Source organism: Kitasatospora sp. NPDC018058, from assembly GCF_044327205.1.
Classification (GTDB): Bacteria; Actinomycetota; Actinomycetes; order Streptomycetales; family Streptomycetaceae; genus Kitasatospora.
In genome coordinates this window covers 1-20,241 of sequence record NZ_JBIRFA010000059.1, presented here as the reverse complement: position 1 = coordinate 20,241, position 20,241 = coordinate 1, and the positions used below count along the sequence as shown (strand labels likewise).

The following is a 20,241-nucleotide window of genomic DNA, read 5'->3' as shown; positions in this document are numbered from 1 at the left end:
GTGGGCGGCGTGGTCGCCATCGGGGCGCCGACCGAGGTGGCCGGGCTGGCCCTGGCCGGCGTCACCGTGCTCGTCGCCGAGCAGCCGGAGGAGGCCGTGGCCGCCTGGGCCGCGCTGCCTGGGGGAACGGCGCTGGTCCTGGTCGGGCGGGCGGCGGCGCAGGCGCTCGGCCCGGCCAGGCTGGACGCTACAGAGCCCCTGACGGCGGTGCTGCCGTGACCGGACGGGCCGGTGGCACCGACGCGCTGGCACCCGTCCGGGCCGAACTGCTGCGCGCCGCGCGGGCCGACGCCGAGCAGGCGCTCGCCGAGGCCCGTCATGACGCCGAGCGTGCCCTCGCCGCCGCACGCGCCGAGGCGGCGGCCGTGCTGTACTGGGCCGTCCAGGCGGGGACGGAAGAGGGTGAGGCCGTCGCCGCGGCAGAGAACGCCCAGGCCGCCCGCGCGGCCCGGGCGCGAGAGCTGGCGGCCCAGGGCGAGGCCTACACCGAGCTGTGCCGCCGGGTGGCCGAGCGCGTCCGGGAGCGGTACGAGAGCGAGCCCGGCACGGCGGAGCGGCTGGCCCGGCGGGCCCGGTACCTGCTCGGACCGGACGCCCGGATCACCGCCCACCCCGACGGTGGACTGCTCGCCACTGCCCCCGGCCGCCTGGTGGACCTCGGAACGCCCGCGCTCGTACGCCGCGCGCTCGACCGGCTCGGCCCGGAAGCAGGGACGCTCTGGCAGTCGGACGACGGCGACGGGAGACCGGATGGCTGACCCGGGCTCGTCGAGGATCCTGCGGGTCGCCGGTCCGCTGGTCGAGGTGGCCTGCGACGGCGGCGTCGCCATGCACGACGTGGTGCTGCTCGGCCCGGAGGACCTGCCGGGCGAGGTCGTGGCCATCACCGGGGACGTGGCGAGCGTGCAGGCGTACGAGTACACCGGCGGGCTGGCCCCGGGACACCCGGCCCGCCCGACGGGCCGACCGCTGCGGGTTCGGCTCGGCCCCTGGCTGCTCGGCGGCGTCTTCGACGGCCTGCTGCGCCCGCTCACCGGAGCCGGCGACTGGCTGCTTCCGGGCAGCGGCACCGAGGCCGACGGGCGTACCTGGCGCTTCGTCCCCATCGCGGCTCCGGGGGACGAAGCCGTGCCGGGCGCCGTCCTGGGGGAGTGGGCCGGGGGCTCGCTGCCGCTGCGGGTCCTGGTACCGCCGGACGCGTCCGGACCGGTGGAGCGCATCGCCCCAGAGGGGCCGTGCGGGGCGGACGAGGTGCTCGTCGTGGTGGGCGGCAAACCGGTCCGGGCCGGCGTCGGGTGGCCGATCCGCCGGCCCCGGCCCGTCCGGGAACGGCTGGACGCCGCCGAGCCGTTGCACACCGGCCAGCGGGTGATCGACCTGCTCTTCCCGGTCGCCCGGGGCGGGACGGTCGCGGTTCCCGGCGGCTTCGGCACCGGGAAGACCGTCCTGCTGCAGCAGATCGCCAAGTGGTGCGACGCCGACGTCATCGTGTACGTGGGCTGCGGTGAGCGGGGCAACGAACTGGCCGACGTGATGGCCGAGTTCGCGGAACTCGACGACCCGAGGACCGGCGGCCGACTGGCCGACCGGACGGTCGTGGTCGCCAACACCTCCAACATGCCGATGATGGCCCGGGAGGCGAGCGTGCACACCGGCGCGACCGTCGCCGAGTACTTCCGCGACATGGGCTTGGACGTCGTGCTGATCGCCGACTCGACCTCCCGCTGGGCCGAGGCGCTGCGCGAATTCTCCTCCAGAATGGGCGAGTTGCCGGCCGAGGAGGGATACCCCGCCGACCTCGCCTCGGAGCTCGCGGCGTTCTACGAACGCGCCGGGGCGGTGCGCACCCTCGGCGGCGCCCGCGGGTCGGTCACCGTCCTCGGCGCCGTCTCCCCGCCCGGCGGGGACCTGACCGAGCCCGTCACCGCCCACACCGAGCGCTTCGTCCGCAGCCTCTGGACGCTCGACCGCGAACTCGCCTACGCCCGGCACTATCCGGCCGTGTCGTGGTCCGGCTCGTTCGCCCGCGACGCTGCCGCCCTCGGCACTGCGCACACGCGGGCGGGAGACCCCGCCTGGGGCGAGCGTCGCGCACGCGTCACCGCGCTGCTCGCCGAGGCGGACCGGCTGGCCGACCTGGTCGACCTGGTCGGCATCACCGCGCTCCCGGGCCCCGAGCGGGTCAGCGTGCTCGCCGGGCGGCTGGTCCGGGAAGGCCTGCTCCAGCAGAGCGCGCTGTCGGCGCACGACGCGTACTGCTCCCCGGAGAAGACGGCGGCACTGGCGGACGCCGTGCTCGCGACGGTCGCGCGGTGCCGGGAGCTGGTCGACGCCGGCACACCGGCTGAAACGGTCGAGGAGACTGACTTCACCCCGCTGCTGCGCGCCCGCGAGGAAGCCGGGCCCCGGGACACCGACGCCGTGGCCGCCGGCTGCGCGGCGGTGCTCACCGCGCTCGGGGAGCCGCGGTGACGGACTTCGGCGAGGTCGAGTTCACGGACGTGCGGGAGCTGCGCGGGCCTCTCCTCGTGGTGGGCGGCGTGGCCGGAGTGGGGTGGGACGAGTTCGTGGAGATCACCCTCGGATCGGGCGAGCGGCGCCATGGCCTCGTCCTGGAGGTGGACCGTGACCTCGCGGTCGTACAGGTCCTGGAGGACACCGCGGGCATGGACCCGGCCGCCACCCGGGCCGCGTTCACCGGCGGCCCGCTGCGCGTCCCGGTCGGTCCCGCGTGGCTCGGCCGGGTGTGCAACGGCAGAGGGGAACCGATAGACGGCGGTCCGCCGGTCCTCGGCCCCGCGTCGGCGGCGGTCGGAGGGGTCCCCCTCAACCCCGTCCGGCGCGAGCCGCCCGCCGAACCGGTGCTGACCGGGGTCGGGGCGATCGACGTGCTCACCACGCTGGTGCGCGGGCAGAAGCTGCCGGTGTTCTCGGCGGCCGGGCTGCCCCACCTCGAACTCGCCGTGCAGGTGGCCGCCCAGGCCGTCAGCGGCGGCGAGGCCTTCAGCGTGGTGTTCGCCGGCATGGGCCTCACCCACGCGGACGCGGCCTTCGTCCGGGACGGGCTCGCCGCGCGCTCCGGTACCGGGGAGCTGACGCTGCTGCTGAACACTGCCGACGACCCGGTGATCGAGCGACTACTCACCCCGCGCATCGCCCTCACCGTGGCCGAGCACCTCGCGTTCGAGGGCGGGCGGCACGTCCTGGTGGTGATGACCGACATGACCGCGTACGCCGAGGCCCTCCGCGAGGTGTCGGCCGCGCGCGGCGAGGTGCCCGCCCGGCGGGCCTACCCGGGATATCTCTACAGTGACCTGGCCTCCCTGTACGAGCGCTGCGGCCGGATCCGGGGCCGGCCCGGCTCGGTCACGCTCCTCCCGGTGCTCACCATGCCTGCCGGGGACATCACGCATCCGGTGCCCGACCTGACCGGCTACATCACGGAGGGCCAGATCGTGCTCTCCCACGAGGCGCACGCGCGCGGGGTGTACCCGCCGGTGGACGCGCTCTCCTCGCTCTCCCGGCTGATGCGCAAGGGCGCGGGCCCGGGTCGGACGAGGTCCGACCACCTCGACGTGGCCGCGCAGCTGCTGGCCGCGCTCGCGCGGGCCCGGCAGGTGCGCGAACTCGCCGACCTGGTGGGCCGTTCGGCGTTGAGTCCGACCGACCTACGGTACCTCGACCTGGACGAGGTCTTCCCGGACCGGTTCCTCGCCCAGCGGCCGGACGAGAACCGGCCGCTGGGGGACGCGCTGGACCGTGCCTGGGACGTCCTGCTCACCCTGCCGCGCAGCCAGCTCGCCATGCTGCCGCCCGAGCAGCTCGACACGCATGATGCGTCATGACCGCGCGTCGCCGCACCCCGCCGGGCCGGGCGACCCGGCTGCGGCTGCGGCACAGCCTGGACGTCGCCCTGCGCGGGGCCGACCTGCTCGACCGCAAGCTGCGGGTGCTGCTGGAACGGCACGGGCAGCTGAGGCAGGACGAGGAGACGGCCGAGGCACGGTGGCGGGAGCAGCTGGCGGAGGCGGAGACGTGGCTCCTGCGTGGCCTGCTGGTGAGCGGGGAAGGGGCGCTGGCCGCAGCGGCCGTGGCCGATCGGGCGGACGTGGTCGTCGAGTGGACTGTCTCCATGGGGGTGCACCATCCGTCCGGCGTCTCCTGCACCGACGCGGTCCGGGCCGCGCACGAGCCCGCCCCGGGTAACACCGCACTGGTGCACGCCGAGGCGGCCTACCGCGAGGCGGTCCGGGCGGCCGCCGCCTACGCCGCGCACCGGACGGCGGCCCGGCTGGTGGGGGAGGAAACGGCCCGCACCCGCCGTCGGGTCCGGGCCCTGCGCCGGCACTGGATCCCCCGGCTGACCGCCGAACTCGCCGCCGTGGAGCAGGCGGTGGAGCAGGCCGAGCACGAGGACGCGGTCCGCCGCCGCTGGGCGGCGGAGCGGACGCGTGGTCAGGAGTAACGCCCGCGTACGATCACTACCTGGACTGCTTGGAGCCTCCCCCAGCCTTCGTCCGGGGGACCCCCACCACCCGCAACGATCGTGTCGTCAGTCATGACTCGCTTCCGCGATTCGGACCGCGGGCGTCAGCGGGGTGCGCAGGGGCATTGCGCCGGCGCCGTCCGCCGTGGTCGGTGTGATTCAGCATGACGGCCACCTCCTCGAAGCGTCGGCACCTCCGGCCTGGCCCGCCGGCGGTGGACGGAGGTGGGGCCGATCGGCCCTGACGGACCAGGGCGAACGGGCATGGATGAGCGGCCGGTCGCCGTCTCGCGGAGGTCCGGGAGCCGCCGGACGATGAGGGGAGCGGGCCCGGACACCGGCCCGCGGTCCGGAAGGAGCCGCCGTGGACGGCGACGTGGTCCAGGAACGTGCACCGGGGGCGGTAGCCGGCACGGGCGGGGGCCGGGCGCCCGGGCGCGGCCCCGTCTGGGAGCGAGCCCGGGCGCAGCTCGACGGGCTCCCCGGACGGCGCGGGCTGAACATCGCGTACGAGACCGTCGACCGGCACGTGGCGGCCGGACGAGGGGACAAGATCGCACTCCGTTGCATTGCTGCGGACCGTACGGTCACCCCGGTCTCGTACGCCGAACTCGCCCGGCTCAGCAATCGCTTCGCCAACGGGCTGCGGGCCGTCGGGGTGCGGAAAGGGGACCGGGTCGCGTCGCTGCTCGGCCGCTGCCCGGAGCTGTACGTGTCCGTCCTGGGGACGCTGAAGAACACCTCGGTGTTCTGCCCGCTGTTCCCCGCCTTCGGCCCGGCACCGGTGGCGGAGCGGTTGCGGCTCGGGGAGGTGCGGGTCCTGGTCACCACTGCGGAGCTGTACCGCCGCAAGGTGGCGGACGGACGCGACGGGCTGCCCGGACTGGACCACGTCCTGATCGTCGGCCCAAGTGCCGGGGACCTGCCCGGGACCATCGCGTTCGACTCCCTGACGGCCGGTGCGTCCGAGGACTTCACGATCCCGGAGACCGATCCCGAGGACATGGCGCTGCTGCACTTCACCAGCGGGACGACCGGCACCCCGAAAGGCGCGATCCACGTGCACGAGGCCGTGGTCGCCCACCACGCGACCGCCGCGCTGGCACTGGACCTCCGCCCGGACGACGTGTTCTGGTGCACCGCCGACCCGGGGTGGGTGACCGGCACCTCCTACGGGATCATCGCGCCGCTCACCCACGGGGTGACCATGGTCGTCGACGCGGGCGAGTACGAGGCCCGGCGCTGGTACGGCATCCTGTCCGAGCAGCGGGTGAGCGTCTGGTACACCGCGCCGACCGCGATCCGGATGCTGATGCGGATGAGCCCCCGGGGCAGCCCGCCGGACCTGCCGCGCTCCTTCGACCTGTCGGCGCTGCGGTTCGTCGCCAGTGTCGGCGAGCCGCTCAACCCCGAGGCGGTGCGCTGGGGGCCGGAGATCCTGGGCCTGCCGATCCACGACAACTGGTGGCAGACCGAGACCGGCTGCATCATGATCGCCAACGTGGCCGGGGCCGAGATCAGGCCCGGCTCAATGGGACGGCCGTTGCCCGGAGTGACGGCCGGCGTCCTCGCCCGCGGGCCGAACGGGCGCGCGGAGGTCACCGACGGCAGGGTCCGGGTGCTGGAGGAACCGGGAGCGGAGGGCGAGCTGGCCCTGCGGCCCGGCTGGCCGTCCATGTTCCGCGGCTACCTCGGCGCCGAGGAGCGCTACCGGTCCTGCTTCGCCGACGACTGGTACCTCACCGGGGACGTGGTCCGGCGAGACGCCGACGGCTACTACTGGTTCGTCGGGCGGGCGGACGACGTGATCAAGTCGGCCGGGCACCTGATCGGCCCGTTCGAGGTCGAGAGCACGCTGATGGAGCATCCCGCGGTGGCCGAGGCAGGGGTGATCGGCCGGCCCGACCCGATGGTGGGGGAGGTGGTCAAGGCCTTCGTCTCGCTCAAGCCCGGGTTCGAGGCGGGCGACCGACTCGCCCGGGACCTCACCGCGTTCGCCCGGCGGCGGCTCGGCCCGGCCATCGCCCCGCGCGAGATCGCCTTCGACCAGCACCTGCCGAAGACCCGCAGTGGCAAGGTCATGCGGCGGCTGCTGCGGGCCCGCGAACTAGGCCTGCCCGAGGGCGACCTGTCGACCCTGGAGGAGACGACATGACCCGCCGAACCGTCGCGAACCCCCACCGCAGCAGCCCCAGACCGCCGACCGGCCGCGAACACCGGCACGACCTGCTGCGGGAGATGCTGCGCATCCGCCGCTTCGAGGAGCGGTGCGTCGAGCTCTACAGCGCCGGAGAGATCCGCGGCTTCGTCCATCTGTGCATCGGCGAGGAAGCCGTGTCCGTCGGCGTCCACCAGGCGCTCACGCCCGAGGACTCGGTGGTCACCACGTACCGCGAACACGGCCACGCGTTGGCCAGAGGCATTCCCATGGCGGCGGTGCTGGCCGAGATGCTCGGCCGGGTCACCGGCTGCAGCCGGGGCCGGGGCGGGTCGATGCACCTGTTCGACGTCGGCCGCCGGTTCTACGGCGGCCACGGCATCGTCGCCGGGGGCATCCCGGTGGCGGCCGGTCTTGCCCTGGCCGACCGGATGCGCGGTCGGCCGAACCTGACGTGCTGCTTCTTCGGCGACGGCGCGGTCGCCGAGGGCGAGTTCCACGAAACCGCCAACCTCGCCGCGCTCTGGGACCTGCCGCTGCTGATGGTCTGCGAGAACAACCTGTACGCCATGGGCACCCCGTTGGTCCGTGAGCACGCCCAGATCGACCTGGCCGCCCGGGCCGCCTCCTACGGGATGGTCGCCTGGGCCGTGGACGGCATGGACGTCCTGGCCGTCGAACGGGCCGTCCGGCGCGCGGCGCAGGCCGTTCGGGAGGGAGCCGGCCCGTACTTCCTCGAACTGCGCACCTACCGCTTCCGTGCGCACTCCATGTACGACCCGGACCTCTACCGCGACAAGGCCGAGATCGAGCGGTGGAAAGAGCGAGACCCGATCACCCTCCTCACCGACCGGATGCGCGCCGAGGACGGTCTCGACGACGCCGGGCTCGACCTCGTCGAGAAGGAGGTCGCCGAGGAACTGGAGCGGGCGGTGGAGGAGGCCGGGAAGGGCGGGCTGGAACCTCCGGAGGACCTGCTGCGCTTCGTTCACAGCCCGGCGGGGGAACGACCGTGACCGGGGCGAAGGCAGCTCGGGAGCCGACTTACCGGGACGCGCTCAGGGAGGCGCTGCGCGAGGCGCTGGCGGCCGACGAGCGGGTGTTCCTGATGGGCGAGGACGTCGGGCGGTACGGCGGCGCCTTCGGCGTCAGCCTCGGACTGCTCGACGAGTTCGGACCCGACCGGGTCCGCGACACACCACTGTCCGAGTCGGCCTTCGTGGGCGCCGCTATCGGTGCGGCCATCGCCGGCCTGCGGCCGATCGTCGAGGTGATGACCGTCAACTTCAGCCTCCTCGCCCTGGACCAGATCCTGAACAACGCCGCGACGCTGCTGCACATGTCCGGCGGACAGGTCGCCGTGCCGCTGGTGATCCGGATGACCACCGGCGCCGGCCGGCAGCTCGCGGCCCAGCACTCGCACAGCCTCGAAGGCTGGTACGCCCACATCCCGGGCATCCGGGTGCTGGCCCCGGCCACCCTGGATGACGCCCGGTACATGCTGGCGCCGGCGCTGGCGGATCCCGACCCGGTGGTGATCTTCGAACACGGCTCGCTCTACAACGTCACCGGCACCTCCGACCCGGGCGCGGCCCGGGTGGACCTGGACAGCGCCGCCGTCCGCCGCGCCGGAAGCGACGTCACCCTCATCACCTACGGCGGCTCGCTCGGCAAGGCCCTGGAGGCCGCCGAGCGGCTGGCCACGGACAGCATCGAGGCCGAGGTCGTCGACCTGCGGACGCTCCGTCCGCTGGACGACGCGACGATCCTGGGCTCCGTCGCCCGTACCCACCGGGCCGTGGTCGTCGACGAGGGCTGGCGCACCGCAGGGCTGTCGGCCGAGGTCGCGGCGCGGATCGCGGAACAGGGGTTCTACGACCTGGACGCGCCGGTGGAACGGGTGTGCGGGGCCGAGGTGCCAGTGCCCTACGCCCAGCAGCTGGAGGAGGCCGCCCTTCCGCAGGTCGCGGGCATCGTGGCGGCGGCCCGGCGGGCGGTCGGTTGAGATGGCCGAGTTCACCATGCCCGCACTCGGCGCCGACATGACCGAGGGAACGCTCCTGGAGTGGCTGGTGGGGCCGGGGGACCAGGTGGCCCGCGGCGACATCGTGGCCGTCGTGGACACGGCCAAGGCGGCGATCGAGGTCGAGTGCTTCGAGACCGGCACGGTCGAGCGGCTGTTGGTCGAACCCGGGACGACGGTCCCGGTGGGCGCCGTCATGGCCGTCATCGCCACCGGGAAGTTCGAGCCCGAGCCGGTGCCCGCACCGGAGCCGGCACCGGCGCGAGCCGACGGGCCGGGGGCCACCCCGCTCGTCCGGCACCTGGCCGAGGAGAGTGGGGTGGACCTCGAAGCCGTGCACGGGACGGGCCCCGGCGGAAGGATCACCCGGGCCGACGTCGTGGCCGCGGTGCCGGGCAACCGCAGCAGGAGGCGGCGGACGGCGCCACGGCGGCCGGCCGCCGTCGCGCCGACGCCGTCGTCCGGGGCCCGGGTCCGGGCGACGCCACTGGCTCGGCGTGTCGCGGCGGAGGCCGGGATCGACCTCTCCACGGTGACGGGTACGGGCGCGGACGGAGCGGTCCGGGTGTCCGACGTCCGGGCCGCTGTCAGCGCGGGGCGCCCATCCGTGCCCTCGACCCCGCCCTCGGAACCCGCGACGGAGAAGGCTGCCGGGGACCGTCGGCAGACGATGCGCCAGGCCGTCGGCGACATGATGGCCCGTTCCAAACGGGAGATCCCGCACTACTACCTCTCCACCACCATCGACCTCGCCGCCGCTGTCGACTGGCTGCACGAACGCAACCGTCAACTCCCGGTGCCCGAACGGCTGGTGCCTGCCGCATTGCTGTTCAAGGCCGCCGCCCTGGCGGCCCGCGAGGTGCCGCAGCTCAACGGCTTCTGGACCGGCACCGGCTTCGTTCCCGCACCCGCGGTCCACCTTGGTGTAGCCGTCGCTCTGCGTGGCGGCGGGCTGGTCGCACCGGCCATCCATGACGCGGCCGACCTGTCGCCGGCCGAGCTGATGGCGCGGCTGAGGGACCTCGTGACCCGGGCGCGGGCCGGGCGGCTGCGCGGCTCCGAGGCCTCCGACCCGACGATCACCGTCACGAGTCTGGGTGACCAGGGAGTGGAGATCGTCTTCGGTGTCATCTACCCGCCACAGGTCGCGCTCGTGGGCCTCGGCAAGGTCGTCGAACGGCCCTGGGCCGCCGACGGCATGCTCGGCGTCCGCCCGGTGGTCACCGCTACTCTCTCCGCGGACCACAGGGCCAGCGACGGGGCGACTGGTGCCCGCTACCTGGCGGCACTCGACCGGCTGCTGCAGAAACCGGAGGAGCTGTGAACCACGACCAGGCCCTGGCCCTCCTCCAGGAGGTGCTGACCGAGATCGTCCCGGACGCGGACTTCGGGAGGATCGGACCGGACACAAGCATCCGGGAGGCGCTCGAACTCGATTCCATCGACTTCCTCACCCTCGTCGAGCGACTGTCCGAACGAGCGGGGTGCCGGATCGACGAGGACGACTATCCGCGCCTGACCACCCTCGCGGACGGCGCGGCCCTCCTGACCGAGCGCACCTGAGTGCGCAGCCGGACGTCCTCACCGCACGCTCCGTGCGCCGCCCCCGACCGAACCGGTCATCGTCGGCGATGGGGGTCCCCCGGCCGAAGGCTGGGGGAGGCTCCGGGCGGAGCCTGCGAGCCCTGATGTGGGCCGCCCACGAGGCGGTCCTGCATGGCGCCGGACTGCGCGTCGTCCATGTGCTGCCCACCTGGGAGTACGACATCCCGTTCCACCCGCCGGGGGCGTGGTTCAAATACGTCAGCGGCGGGAACCACCGCATCTCGTCGCTCCCGACCACGTCCCGCGTCGGCCAGGGCCACGCCTGGAGGAGGACGGGAGAGCACCTGCGGCGCTGCGCCTCGTGGAGGGCCTACTGGGTGGCGGCGAGGCTTTCGGGCGGGCCTCCCTCGCCTTCGGCCGGGGGACCCCCATATCCGACGACGGGAGGGTTCACGGTGCGCTCGTCGGCCCCAGTATCGGGGGAGTGACAGCGGCTGCCCCTCGGCGTTGGTTCGCTTCGGTGCGAGCGCTTCAGTGCTTGGGAGCGGGCACGATCGCGATCGGGCAGTGCGCGCGGTGCAGCAGGCCGTGGGGGACGGTGCCGAGCCGCATCCCGGTGAAACCACCCTGCCCGCGGCGGCCGACGACCACGGCGAGGGCGTGCTCGGAGGCGGCGCCCAGCGCCTCGACCGGGTGGCCGTGCACCAGCTCGTGGGTGACGGTCACGCCGGGGTGGCGCTCGTGCCGTCCGGCGGTGGACTCGACGAGCAGTCGGCGGAGGGTCCGTTCGGTCTCCGGCTCGTCGAGGTTGCCGACCGGCGGGCGCTGCCAGACCCAGATGGCGCGCAGGGCGGCGTGTCGTTCGGCGGCCAGGTCGAAGGCGAAGTCGACGGCGGCCTGGGAGGACGGGCTGCCGTCCACGCCGACCACGACGTAGGGCGGGTCCTGGGTGACGTGCTCGGGGTCGCGGACGACCACCACCGGGCACGGGGACTGGGCGCTCACCGGGACGGTCACCGAGTAGGCGCTCAGCACCTCCTGGGTCCGGCTGAGCCGGCGCGAGCCCAGGACGATCAGCTCGGCGTGGACGGACTCCCGGTACAGCGCCAGGGCCGGGAGGTCCTCGTCGACGGCCGTGACGAGCTCCAGGCCGGGGTGCCGTTCGCGGGCCGTGCGGGCGGCCCGGTCGAGCGCCTGGTCGGCGCGCTGGCGCAGGGCCTTGCGGCAACGGCCCTCGTCGAAGACGCCGAACTCATGGAACAGGGACGGGATGGCGTGCACCAGCCGCAGCGGCAGGCCGCGGTGGTCGGCCTCGTCGGCGGCCCAGACGGCGGTCATCCGGCCGGTGTCGAGCGCGTCGACGCCGAGGACGACGGGACGGCGCGGGCCGTCCGAACTCACGGGTGTCATGGCTCCTCCTCGGACCGGACGACCGGACCTTGCTCCCACGCTAGGCAGGCCCGGCGCCCGGCACGAGGGCCGACCGGCCCAGGGCCGTGAGCCTGGCGGACCCACCTGTGACCCCCCCCGACCGGCAGCCCGGGTCGGCCCTCGGGGACCTGGGGGCAGGCCGTCGACGGCGGCAGCGTGGAGCACAGGCCGGACGAGGAGGTGGCCACGATGGTCCGGATCAAGGTCGTCACCCGGCCGACCCGCCCCCACAACCCCCCGCCGCTTGACCTGCGGACGCCCTCCGGCCGTCGGCTGCCCTACCGAGTGGCGCGCATCCGCTGCTCGATGTGCCGGCGGACGTCGGCGGTGAGGCAGGCCAGTCGCTCGGACACGGCTGCGGTGGGCATCTGAGGGGAGCGGATCCGGCGTGCAGCGGGCGGGAGTTGGGCGAGATCGGTCTCGAAGGCGGCCCGGGCGTCGGAGAGCATGCTCGGTGGGCTTGTCCGTTTGCCGTCCGTCATGACCGTTCGCAGCAGAGGCGCTGTCCCCGGCGGGGCAGGCTCGTCCAGGAGCGCGATCGTGTCCACGAGCCCCGGCCTACGGAACACCTGCTTGGCCCCCGGCGCGGTGACCTTCCCGGTCGACAGCTTCATCATCGGCCGCCCGTCGTACTCGACCAACTTGTACGCGGCGTCCAGGTACGGTGCGTCCGCCGACACCCCGACAAGGGTCCCGACCGCGAAGACGTCGATCGGCGCCCCGGACTCGACCAGCCGCTCGACCCCGTACTCGTCCAGCCCGCCGCTGGCCGTGATCCGGACACCGGGCAGCCCGGCCCCGTCCAGGATCCGCCGCGCGGTGACCGCCAACGCTCCCAGGTCCCCACTGTCGAGCCGTACGGCACAACCCTCCCGTAGCCCCAACTCCCGCAGCACCTGGGCGGCTACGGCGACCCCGCGTGCGGTGTCGTACGTGTCGACCAGAAAGGTCACCGGCCCGGGATGGGCCCGGGCGAACGCGCGGAAGGCAGCCGCCTCGTCGCCGAACGCCTCGACGTACGAGTGCGCCATGGTGCCCACCGCGCGCAGCCCGTACGCATGGGCCGCCGCCACGTTGCTCGTCCCGGCGAAGCCGACCACCGCGCCCAGCCGCGCCGCCTGCACACCCGCCGGGACGCCGTGGGTGCGCCGCAGCGCGAAGTCCACCACCGGCCGCCCGTCCGCCGCCAGTACACAGCGCGCGGCCTTCGACGCCACGGCGCTCTGGTGGCACACCTGGTTGAGCAGGTACGACTCCACGAACTGCGCCTCCGGCAGTGGCGCGGTGACCTCCAACAGCGGCTCCCCTGGCAGCACGATCCGCCCCTCCGGCACGGCCCGGACTTCACCGGTGAAGCGCAGATCCAGCAGGGGCTCCAGATCGGCGTACGGGCGGTCAAGCGCTTCCGCGAATGCGGCCACGTCGGTCTGGTCCACCCGGAGTTCGGCGAGGTGGTCGAGGACCGGTTCCAGGCCCGCCGCGACCAGGAAACCGCGTTCGGGCGGCGGCTTCCGGACGAAGAGGCTGAACGTGGCGGGTGCTGTCATGCCCTCCCGCAGGTATGAGAGGGCCATCGTCACCTCGTACAGGTCGGTGACCTGGGCGTTCGACATGGCGTCAGATCCCTTGCTTGCGAAGGCGGGCTGCTACGAATCCGGCGAGCCCGGCGACGGCGGGTGCGGCGAGATCGCTCCAGGTGAGTGGCACGGTGTCGAGGACGTCGCGGAGGAACGGCAGGTACAGGGCGACTGCCGCGAGTGCGGCGGAGGCGAGGACGGCGGCGGGGAGGAAGAGGCCGGCGCGGGTCAGCAGCCGCTCGCGCAGGCTGAGGACGGTGCCGAGCTGGCCGGCCAGGAGGGCTAGGAACAGCACGGTCTGCCAAGGGCGTTCACCGTGGCGGGCCCAGATCGTCGCGCCGAGAGCGGCTGCCGCAAGTACGAGACCGAGCAGCAGCACCCGCTGCCAGACACCGGAGCGCAGGATGTGCTGGTGCGGCGCGTGCGGGGGTTCGACCACCATGCGGCCCGGGGTGAGGGTGCCGGTCTTGTCCGTGGCCAGTACGGTGACCGAGCCGAGCGTCTCGACCGCCGGCAGCGACTCCGGCACGGCGGCGACGGCCAGGCTGATCGCCGTCACCCCCCCGGGCGGATGGTGGCGGAGCAGGCCGAGGACGAAGCGTGCGGCCTCGGCGGTGGTCAGGCCGGAGATGGTGTCGAGCCCCTGGGCTGAGACAGTCACGGCAGCGGTCCGTCAGTCGGCGAACAGGTGCGGGTGGGGCGGTAGGGCCGCTGCGGCGTCTTCGGGTGCGTGGTGGTAGTGGTGGATCAGGGCGTCCGGGCCGGGGAAGTACTCGGTCACCCGCTCGTTGTCCGACCAGCGCACGTCGTAGGGCGGGCTGCCGTCCGGATGGTGCAGGCCGACGATCTCGCCGTCCCTGCGCGCCGCGCCCGGCCGGGTGGCCTGGACGATGATGCGGTCTCCCACGGCGGCTTTCATGCCGTCCTCCCTGGGTCGGTGCGGGGCCGGAGCGCGCCCGGTCGTCCGTACTCCCATGCCACCACGGCAGGCCGGGCGCCGCAGGGGCCGGATGGTCCCGGGCACGGGGCCCGCCGACCCAAGCGGCCGGCGCTGGGCGGACGGCAGGCACGGATCGAGCCAGAGGGCGCCCTCGCGGGTCGAACAACGCGCACTCCCCTGTGCCCCTGTGATTGCAAGATCGAGTGACGGGCAGGAACGCTGAGGGGCTCGTAGGCTGGAAGCAGGGCGCCGCGAACCCGGTTTGCAATGGGGAGTGGCACCATGGCGGGTGTTGATCATGCGGCGTCGTTCGCCGCAGCGCCGTCTTCGAGGTGTCCTCGAACTCCCCCCGCCGGTCGCGATGTCGAGGGGGAGGTGTAGACCTCGCTGCACTGAGAGCTGACTTCCCGGCAGCCGGACACCACGGCGCCGCGGGATACGACATTCCGGTCTGAGGCCATGAATGCTCCACAGGCGCGACGGAGGCGCAGATGGTGGCACTTGCCAGGGTCTTGCTGGATGCCGGCGGGCTGATCACGGGATGGAGTGAGCAGGCCACTGCGCTGGTCGGCTATCGAGCCGAGGAGGTCGTGGGCCGACCGCTGTGGTCGTTGCTGACCGGGCCCGCCGAGGGCGTGTCCTGGCCCGTCCCGCGTGAGCCGCCGATGCTCGGGGGCTTCCGCGTCACGATGCGGGACCGCTCCGGTCTGCCGCTGGACATCGAGCTGTGGATGTGCCCGCTCCTGGACGCGGCATCCGAAGCGGGCTGGGTGGTCTTCCTGGCACTGGCCCGTGGAGCGGATCCTGGGGAGTTCGACCGGGCGGTGCTGGATGCGCTGCTGACCCAGTCGCCGGTGGGCCTGCACCTGATGGATACGGATCTGCAGGTGGTGCGGTTCAACACCGCTTCCTCCGGGATGCGTGGCGTGCGCCCTGAGGAGATCATCGGGCGGCGCGGCCGCGATGTCGCCCCGAGCGTGGTGACGGATGTCGTCGAGCACCTGCTGCGACAGGTCCTGGACACCGGGGAGCCGGTCATCGACTTCGTCCAGGCCGGCTACCCACCAGCCGATCCCCGCCGACAAAGAGTGTTCTCCATGTCGGCGTTCCGGCTGCAGAATCCGGCGGGAGACACCCTCGGGGTGGCGAGCATCGCGATCGACGTCACGGACCGGTACCGCGACCGGGTGCGACTGGAACTGCTCAACGACGCCAGCAGGCGCATCGGCACCCGGCTGGACGTGACAGGTACCGCCGAGGAACTCGCCGAGGTCGCCGCTGGTCGGGTTGCCGACGCGGTGAGCGTGGACATCCTCGACGCGGTCTACCACGGCGAAGCGCCCGCGCCCGGCCCGCTCACCGACGAGGTGACCGTCCACCACGCCGCGTTCCGGACCGCCGAGGCCGCCGGCCTGCAGCCTGCCTACGCCGTCGGGCAGAAGACGACGTTCGACTTCCCAACGCCCTTCACACAGTGCCTGTCCGACCTGCGGCCCCGCCTGGTCGGGCACGTCGATGACGAGGCCGAGTGGCTGGCCCGCGACCCGCTGCGGGCCGAACGCCTGCGCACCGGCGGCGTGCATTCCCTGATGACCGTGCCCCTGACAGCACGCGGCGTCGTGCTGGGCGTGGCAGGTTTCTACCGATCCGCTACGCGTGAGCCGTTCGACGAGGACGATCTGACCGTGGTCACCGAGATGGCCGCCCGGGCCGCGGTGTGCGTGGACAACGCCCGCCGTTATGCCCGCGAGCGCACCGCGGCCCTTGCCCTGCAAAGCAGCCTGCTGCCGCAGACGCAGCCTGCCCAAAACGCCCTCGACGTGGCCTCCTGCCATCTGCCGACCAGTGCCGGCGGGGGCGGATGGTACGACGTCATCCCGCTGTCCGGGGCTCGCACCGCGGTGGCGGTCGGGCAGGTCGCGGGCCACGGCATGCACGTCGCGGCCACCATGGGACGCCTGCGGTCCGTAACACACAGCCTGGCCGCCTTGGACCTGACTCCCGAGGAGGTACTGGCGCACTTGGACGACCTGATGGTCCACCTCGCCGAAGAAGCCCGGCAGGCCGCCGACGACCGTCCGTCGGTTGAGCAGCCGACCATGGCAACCTGCGTCTACGCGGTCTACGATCCCATCGCCCAGTGCCTGACCCTGGCCAGGGCCGGGCATGCGGCACCGGTCGTCGCCTACCCCGACGGCCTGACGGAATGCCTCCAGGCACCGGAGGGGCCGCCGCTGGGAGGCAACGGGCTGCCATTCGAGGCAGCCGAGGTGTCACTGCCCGAGGGCAGCTTGATCGCACTGTTCACCGACAGCCTCACCCGCCGCGAAGCCCCGGACGGACACTCCCGACTGCGGCGCGTCCTGGCTCATCCCGGCGCATCGGTGCAGGAGACCTGTGATGCCGTCATCTACGCCGAGCTGGCCGGCCGCCCGGCGGAGGGCGTGGTCCTCCTCGTCGCACAGACCCGCGTCCTGGGAGACGATGCGGTGGCATCGTGGACCTTCCCCAGCGATCCCGCGATCGTCGCCACCGCCCGTACCCTGGCCGACCGTCAACTCGCCAACTGGGGCCTTTCCGAACTGGTTTTCACCACCGAGGTGGTAGTCAGCGAACTGATCACCAACGCCATCCGCTACGCGGGCGGCACCATCCAGCTGCGTCTGATCCGCGACCGCGCCCTGATCTGCGAGGTCACCGACAACAGCAGCGCCGCCCCCCACCTGCGCCACCCGCGCACCACCGACGAAGGCGGCCGAGGCCTCCTCCTCATCGCCCAGCTCACCCACCGCTGGGGCACCCGCCACACCCACCGCGGCAAAACCATCTGGACCGAACAGCCCCTCACCCCCCACCGGCCGTGAACCATCCCCTGGAACGAGCGCAGGGGAAGGACCGAGAGACGTGCCGATCGTCATCCGCAACCCCGGTGCTTCCCCTCCCATGGCCCCTCGGTGGGTCGGCCGGTGGTGGTGGCCAGCCGGCCGACCTGCATAGGAGCAGTGCGCTCGGTTCCGGGTGTTGCTCGCACCACCCGCACGCCTCGGCGGGCCCGAGCCACCTACCCGGTGGCAGGTGCCCGGCCCTGATCGGGCGGTTGCCGGCCCGGCGTCATCGACAGCTCGATCGGAAAGGCGAGGCCATGGCAGAGGAACAGGTCTACGACGAGAAGATCGTCGTCGGGGTCGACGGCTCCGAGCAGTCCAGGCAGGCACTGCGCTGGGCGGTGCGACAAGCCGGGTTCACCCACGCCTTGGTGGAGGCGGTGATGGCCTGGGAGCCGCCGTTCTCCGGGTGGGGCGGCGCGGTAGCGGTCGCCGAGGAGGAGGCCAGGCTCGCCGACCTCGCGCACGTGGCGTTGGCGGAGAACGTCGAAAAGGCCGTAGGTGCGCAACCGTCGGTGGAGATCAAGCTTCGGGTCGGGAAGGGCAACCCCGCCTCGGTGTTGCTGGGTGCGGCCAGGGAACAGGCGTCGCTGCTGGTGCTCGGCCACCGCGGTCTCGGCGGCTTCACCGGTGCCATGCTGGGCTCCGTCGGACAGTACTGCGTGCAGCACGCGCCCTGCCCGGTCGTGGTGATCCGCGACAGCGCCAGCTGACCCCCGGTGCCCCGCAGCACCAATGAGGTCACGCTCCAAGGGGCCCCTGACCGGTGACAAACCCGTATCGCGTCATGGCGTTCGGATCACGGTGTACGGCGGAAGCGAACTGGAGCGGTCCCTTCAGCGGGACGTGCCGTGACCTCGAAGTTCCCGCCGGGCTGCGTGGCGCGTTCGGCATGGTTGGCAGGCCTGTTGCGCCGACCACTGTCGGGCAAGGTGCCTGAGGCCGTAGCGAAGAGGTCCGGCCTGGTAGCGAAGGCTGCGGCGAAGTCCGCGGCCAAGAAGGGGCAGACGGGGAAGAAACCGCGCGGTTGAGGACGGGCTGTGGCTCCCCTGCCCCCGTTCCTGCAGGAGGCAATCACGCCGTTCGGCGAGGAGGGCGGGGCCGGTCGGCCCTCCCGGGGCGTCGGGCGGGTGGGGACGCTGGAGGCGTAGAACGGCGACGGCCGAGGAGTTGCGCCATGTCCACCGTCCACCCGCCGCGGAGCTGCTGGCCGACGGCACCACGGTCGAGATCCGGCCTCTCGGCCCGCAGGACCATCAGGCCGTCCTCGATCTGCACGCCGACGGGATGTCCGAGGAGAGCCGCCGGTTGCGGTTCTTCGTTGTCAGCCGCAACGCGCCGAGGCAGACGGCCGACCGGCTGTGCGGGCCTCCAGGCAGTGGCCTGCTGACGCTCGGCGCCTGGGTGGGGGAGGAACTGGTCGGTGAGGCGGACTGCGTGCTGCTGGACGACCTGCCGGAGACGGCCGAGCTGGCGCTCGCGGTGGTCGCGGGGTTCTAAGATGCTGCGATGGCGAGGACTGGTCCCAGCGCGGCTGACGCCGCCCGGCTGTTCGGCTCGGACCGAAGCCAATGAGAGTTCTGATCCGAGGCAACCGGTGCTTCCGGGCGGCGTTTCCTTACCGGACGAGCACCCGCTCGCCCGAGTGTGGGACCACGGCCGTCCAGCCGAGTTCGCGGTCGATCCGGTCACGCAGGGCTTCCGAGCCCTCGGGCTCGCCGTGGACGAGGTACGTGGCACTGGGCGGCGGGGCCGGGCGTAGCCATTCGATGATCTCGGCGGCGTCGGCGTGCGCGGAGAAGGTGGGGACGTTGACGACCTCGGCGCGGACCGGGACGTAGGTGCCGTACATCTTCAGTGCGCGGGCGCCGTCCACCAGGTCCCGGGCGCGGGTGCCCTCGGCGGCGTAGCCGACCACGACGACGGTGTTGCGGGTGTCGGGGAGCAGGCGGGCGAGGTGGTGGACGACGCGGCCGCCGGTGGCCATGCCGGAGGCGGAGACGATGACGGCCGGGCCGTGGGCGTGGGCCAGGGCGAGGGAGTCCTGGAGGGAGTGGATGAGGGTGAACGGTTCCGGGTCCAGGGCGGTCGGGCCCTCGGCGAGGAGGTCGGGGCGGAGCTGGTCGGAGCCGGCTGCGAAGGCCTCCCGGTAGATCTGCAGGGTGGCCAGCGCCATCGGACTGTCCACGTACACCGGCACGTCGGCCGGCAGCCGGCCGGCCCGGCGCAGCTCGGTGAGCTGGTGCAGGACGACCTCGGTGCGGTCGACGGCGAAGGACGGGATCACCACGGTGCCGCCCCGGGCGAGGGTGCGTTCCAGCGCCCGGGCGAACCACTCGCGGGCGGCGGTCTCCTCGTGGTGGCGGTGCCCGTACGTGGACTCCATCAGCAGGACGTCGGCGCCGGTGAACGGCTCGGGCGGGCGCAGCAGTGGGTGGACGGGGCGGCCGAGGTCGCCGCTGGCGGCGATGGTGTGGCCGTCCTCCAGGGTGAGGCGGGCCCAGGCGGAGCCGAGGATGTGTCCGGCGCGGTGCAGCCGGAGCACGTTCCCGGTGGTGATCTCGACGTCGGTGTCCAGCGGGACGGGGTCGAACATCCGCAGGGCGTTCTCGACGTCCTTGTCGTCGTAGAGCGGTTGGGCGGGCCGGTGTTTGGACCAGCCGTGCTCGTTGGCGTGGTCCGCCTCCTCGCGCATCAGGTGGGCGCTGTCGCGCAGGATCAGTTCGGCGATCCGGGCGGTGTCGGGGGTGGTGAGCACCGGCCCGCGGAAGCCGTCGCGGACGAGGCGGGGCAGGTAGCCGCAGTGGTCCAGGTGCGCGTGGGTGAGCACGACGGCCTGGACGTCGGCGGGGTCTAGGGGCAGCGGGCGGCGGTTCAGGCGGCGCAGCTCGGCCAGGCCCTGGAACAGGCCGCAGTCGATCATCAGGCGGGCGTGGTCGGTCTCGACCAGGAACTTGCTGCCGGTGACGGTGCCCACGCCGCCGAGGAAGGTCAGCAGACCCGGTCGGGGCTGCGGTCGGGGCTGCGGTGGGGGCTCGCCGGTGTCCGTCGTCATGGCCGCCTCCAGCGGGGTGTGAAGTCCCTCCCATCGTCGCGTCGCGCGGCCGCCCTGTCCTGGGCTGAACCGGCCCTGGCGGCAGGGACCGTACGGCCCTGTCCGGCGGCTCGCGGCGGGCGGACAGTGGAGGCGGGACCA

18 protein-coding genes are annotated in these 20,241 nt (G+C 73.3%); 13 read left to right on the top strand and 5 right to left on the bottom strand.

Annotation, left to right across the window (positions count from 1 at the left end):
• The first annotated feature begins 9 nt into the window (after window positions 1-9).
• The 10 genes from ACH4E7_RS40915 (at window position 10) to ACH4E7_RS40870 (ending at window position 10,230) form a co-directional block, all read left to right on the top strand.
• Complete coding sequence (locus ACH4E7_RS40915; protein ID WP_396254298.1) at window positions 10-219, top strand: hypothetical protein; 210 nt, start codon at window positions 10-12, stop codon at window positions 217-219.
• Window positions 216-758 (top strand): hypothetical protein, encoded by a 543-nt coding sequence (locus ACH4E7_RS40910; RefSeq protein ID WP_396254297.1) that lies wholly within the window; start codon window positions 216-218, stop codon window positions 756-758. The genes ACH4E7_RS40915 and ACH4E7_RS40910 overlap by 4 nt, the downstream gene beginning before the upstream one ends.
• Window positions 751-2,472, top strand: a complete 1,722-nt coding sequence (locus ACH4E7_RS40905; protein WP_396254296.1) for a V-type ATP synthase subunit A — start codon at window positions 751-753, stop codon at window positions 2,470-2,472. Before ACH4E7_RS40910 ends, ACH4E7_RS40905 begins: the two co-directional genes overlap by 8 nt.
• Entirely contained in the window at window positions 2,469-3,845 is a 1,377-nt protein-coding gene (locus ACH4E7_RS40900) for a V-type ATP synthase subunit B (RefSeq protein WP_396254295.1), read from the top strand. The genes ACH4E7_RS40905 and ACH4E7_RS40900 overlap by 4 nt, the downstream gene beginning before the upstream one ends.
• On the top strand, window positions 3,842-4,465 hold the full coding sequence (locus ACH4E7_RS40895) for a V-type ATP synthase subunit D (protein ID WP_396254294.1): 624 nt from the start codon (window positions 3,842-3,844) through the stop codon (window positions 4,463-4,465). The genes ACH4E7_RS40900 and ACH4E7_RS40895 overlap by 4 nt, the downstream gene beginning before the upstream one ends.
• A gap of 385 nt (window positions 4,466-4,850) precedes the next feature.
• Window positions 4,851-6,641 carry an acetate--CoA ligase gene (acsA, locus tag ACH4E7_RS40890; protein WP_396254293.1) on the top strand — a complete coding sequence of 597 codons (1,791 nt, stop codon included), beginning with the start codon at window positions 4,851-4,853 and terminating at the stop codon, window positions 6,639-6,641.
• Window positions 6,638-7,660: a pyruvate dehydrogenase (acetyl-transferring) E1 component subunit alpha gene (gene pdhA, locus ACH4E7_RS40885; RefSeq protein WP_396254292.1), complete on the top strand. Its 1,023-nt coding sequence runs from the start codon at window positions 6,638-6,640 to the stop codon at window positions 7,658-7,660. Before acsA ends, pdhA begins: the two co-directional genes overlap by 4 nt.
• Window positions 7,657-8,649, top strand: coding sequence for an alpha-ketoacid dehydrogenase subunit beta (locus tag ACH4E7_RS40880; RefSeq protein WP_396254291.1), 993 nt, complete (start codon window positions 7,657-7,659; stop codon window positions 8,647-8,649). The genes pdhA and ACH4E7_RS40880 overlap by 4 nt, the downstream gene beginning before the upstream one ends.
• Before the next feature lies 1 nt (window position 8,650).
• Window positions 8,651-9,991, top strand: coding sequence for a dihydrolipoamide acetyltransferase family protein (locus ACH4E7_RS40875; protein ID WP_396254290.1), 1,341 nt, complete (start codon window positions 8,651-8,653; stop codon window positions 9,989-9,991).
• Window positions 9,988-10,230, top strand: a complete 243-nt coding sequence (locus ACH4E7_RS40870; protein ID WP_396254289.1) for an acyl carrier protein — start codon at window positions 9,988-9,990, stop codon at window positions 10,228-10,230. Before ACH4E7_RS40875 ends, ACH4E7_RS40870 begins: the two co-directional genes overlap by 4 nt.
• Before the next feature lie 513 nt (window positions 10,231-10,743).
• Here ACH4E7_RS40870 and ACH4E7_RS40865 read toward each other — a convergent pair.
• The 4 genes from ACH4E7_RS40865 to ACH4E7_RS40850 form a co-directional block, all read right to left on the bottom strand.
• Complete coding sequence (locus tag ACH4E7_RS40865) at window positions 10,744-11,622, bottom strand: universal stress protein (RefSeq protein ID WP_396254288.1); 879 nt, start codon at window positions 11,620-11,622, stop codon at window positions 10,744-10,746.
• Between the two features lie 299 nt (window positions 11,623-11,921).
• Window positions 11,922-13,256 carry a nicotinate phosphoribosyltransferase gene (locus tag ACH4E7_RS40860; RefSeq protein ID WP_396254287.1) on the bottom strand — a complete coding sequence of 445 codons (1,335 nt, stop codon included), beginning with the start codon at window positions 13,254-13,256 and terminating at the stop codon, window positions 11,922-11,924.
• Between the two features lie 4 nt (window positions 13,257-13,260).
• Window positions 13,261-13,881: a cation transporting ATPase C-terminal domain-containing protein gene (locus ACH4E7_RS40855; RefSeq protein WP_396254286.1), complete on the bottom strand. Its 621-nt coding sequence runs from the start codon at window positions 13,879-13,881 to the stop codon at window positions 13,261-13,263.
• Window positions 13,882-13,893: 12 nt separating this feature from the next.
• Window positions 13,894-14,139, bottom strand: a complete 246-nt coding sequence (locus ACH4E7_RS40850) for a DUF1918 domain-containing protein (protein ID WP_396254285.1) — start codon at window positions 14,137-14,139, stop codon at window positions 13,894-13,896.
• A 512-nt stretch (window positions 14,140-14,651) separates the two neighbouring features.
• Here ACH4E7_RS40850 and ACH4E7_RS40845 point away from each other — a divergent pair.
• The 3 genes from ACH4E7_RS40845 (at window position 14,652) to ACH4E7_RS40835 (ending at window position 18,545) form a co-directional block, all read left to right on the top strand.
• Complete coding sequence (locus ACH4E7_RS40845) at window positions 14,652-17,024, top strand: SpoIIE family protein phosphatase (RefSeq protein WP_396254284.1); 2,373 nt, start codon at window positions 14,652-14,654, stop codon at window positions 17,022-17,024.
• 278 nt (window positions 17,025-17,302) lie between these two features.
• Complete coding sequence (locus tag ACH4E7_RS40840) at window positions 17,303-17,758, top strand: universal stress protein (protein ID WP_396254283.1); 456 nt, start codon at window positions 17,303-17,305, stop codon at window positions 17,756-17,758.
• Between the two features lie 457 nt (window positions 17,759-18,215).
• A complete protein-coding gene (locus ACH4E7_RS40835) occupies window positions 18,216-18,545 on the top strand; it encodes a hypothetical protein (RefSeq protein WP_396254282.1) in 330 nt (109 codons plus the stop codon).
• 118 nt (window positions 18,546-18,663) lie between these two features.
• Here the strand turns inward: ACH4E7_RS40835 and ACH4E7_RS40830 are convergent, their stop codons facing one another.
• Window positions 18,664-20,100, bottom strand: coding sequence for an MBL fold metallo-hydrolase RNA specificity domain-containing protein (locus ACH4E7_RS40830; protein ID WP_396254281.1), 1,437 nt, complete (start codon window positions 20,098-20,100; stop codon window positions 18,664-18,666).
• Window positions 20,101-20,241 lie beyond the last annotated feature (141 nt).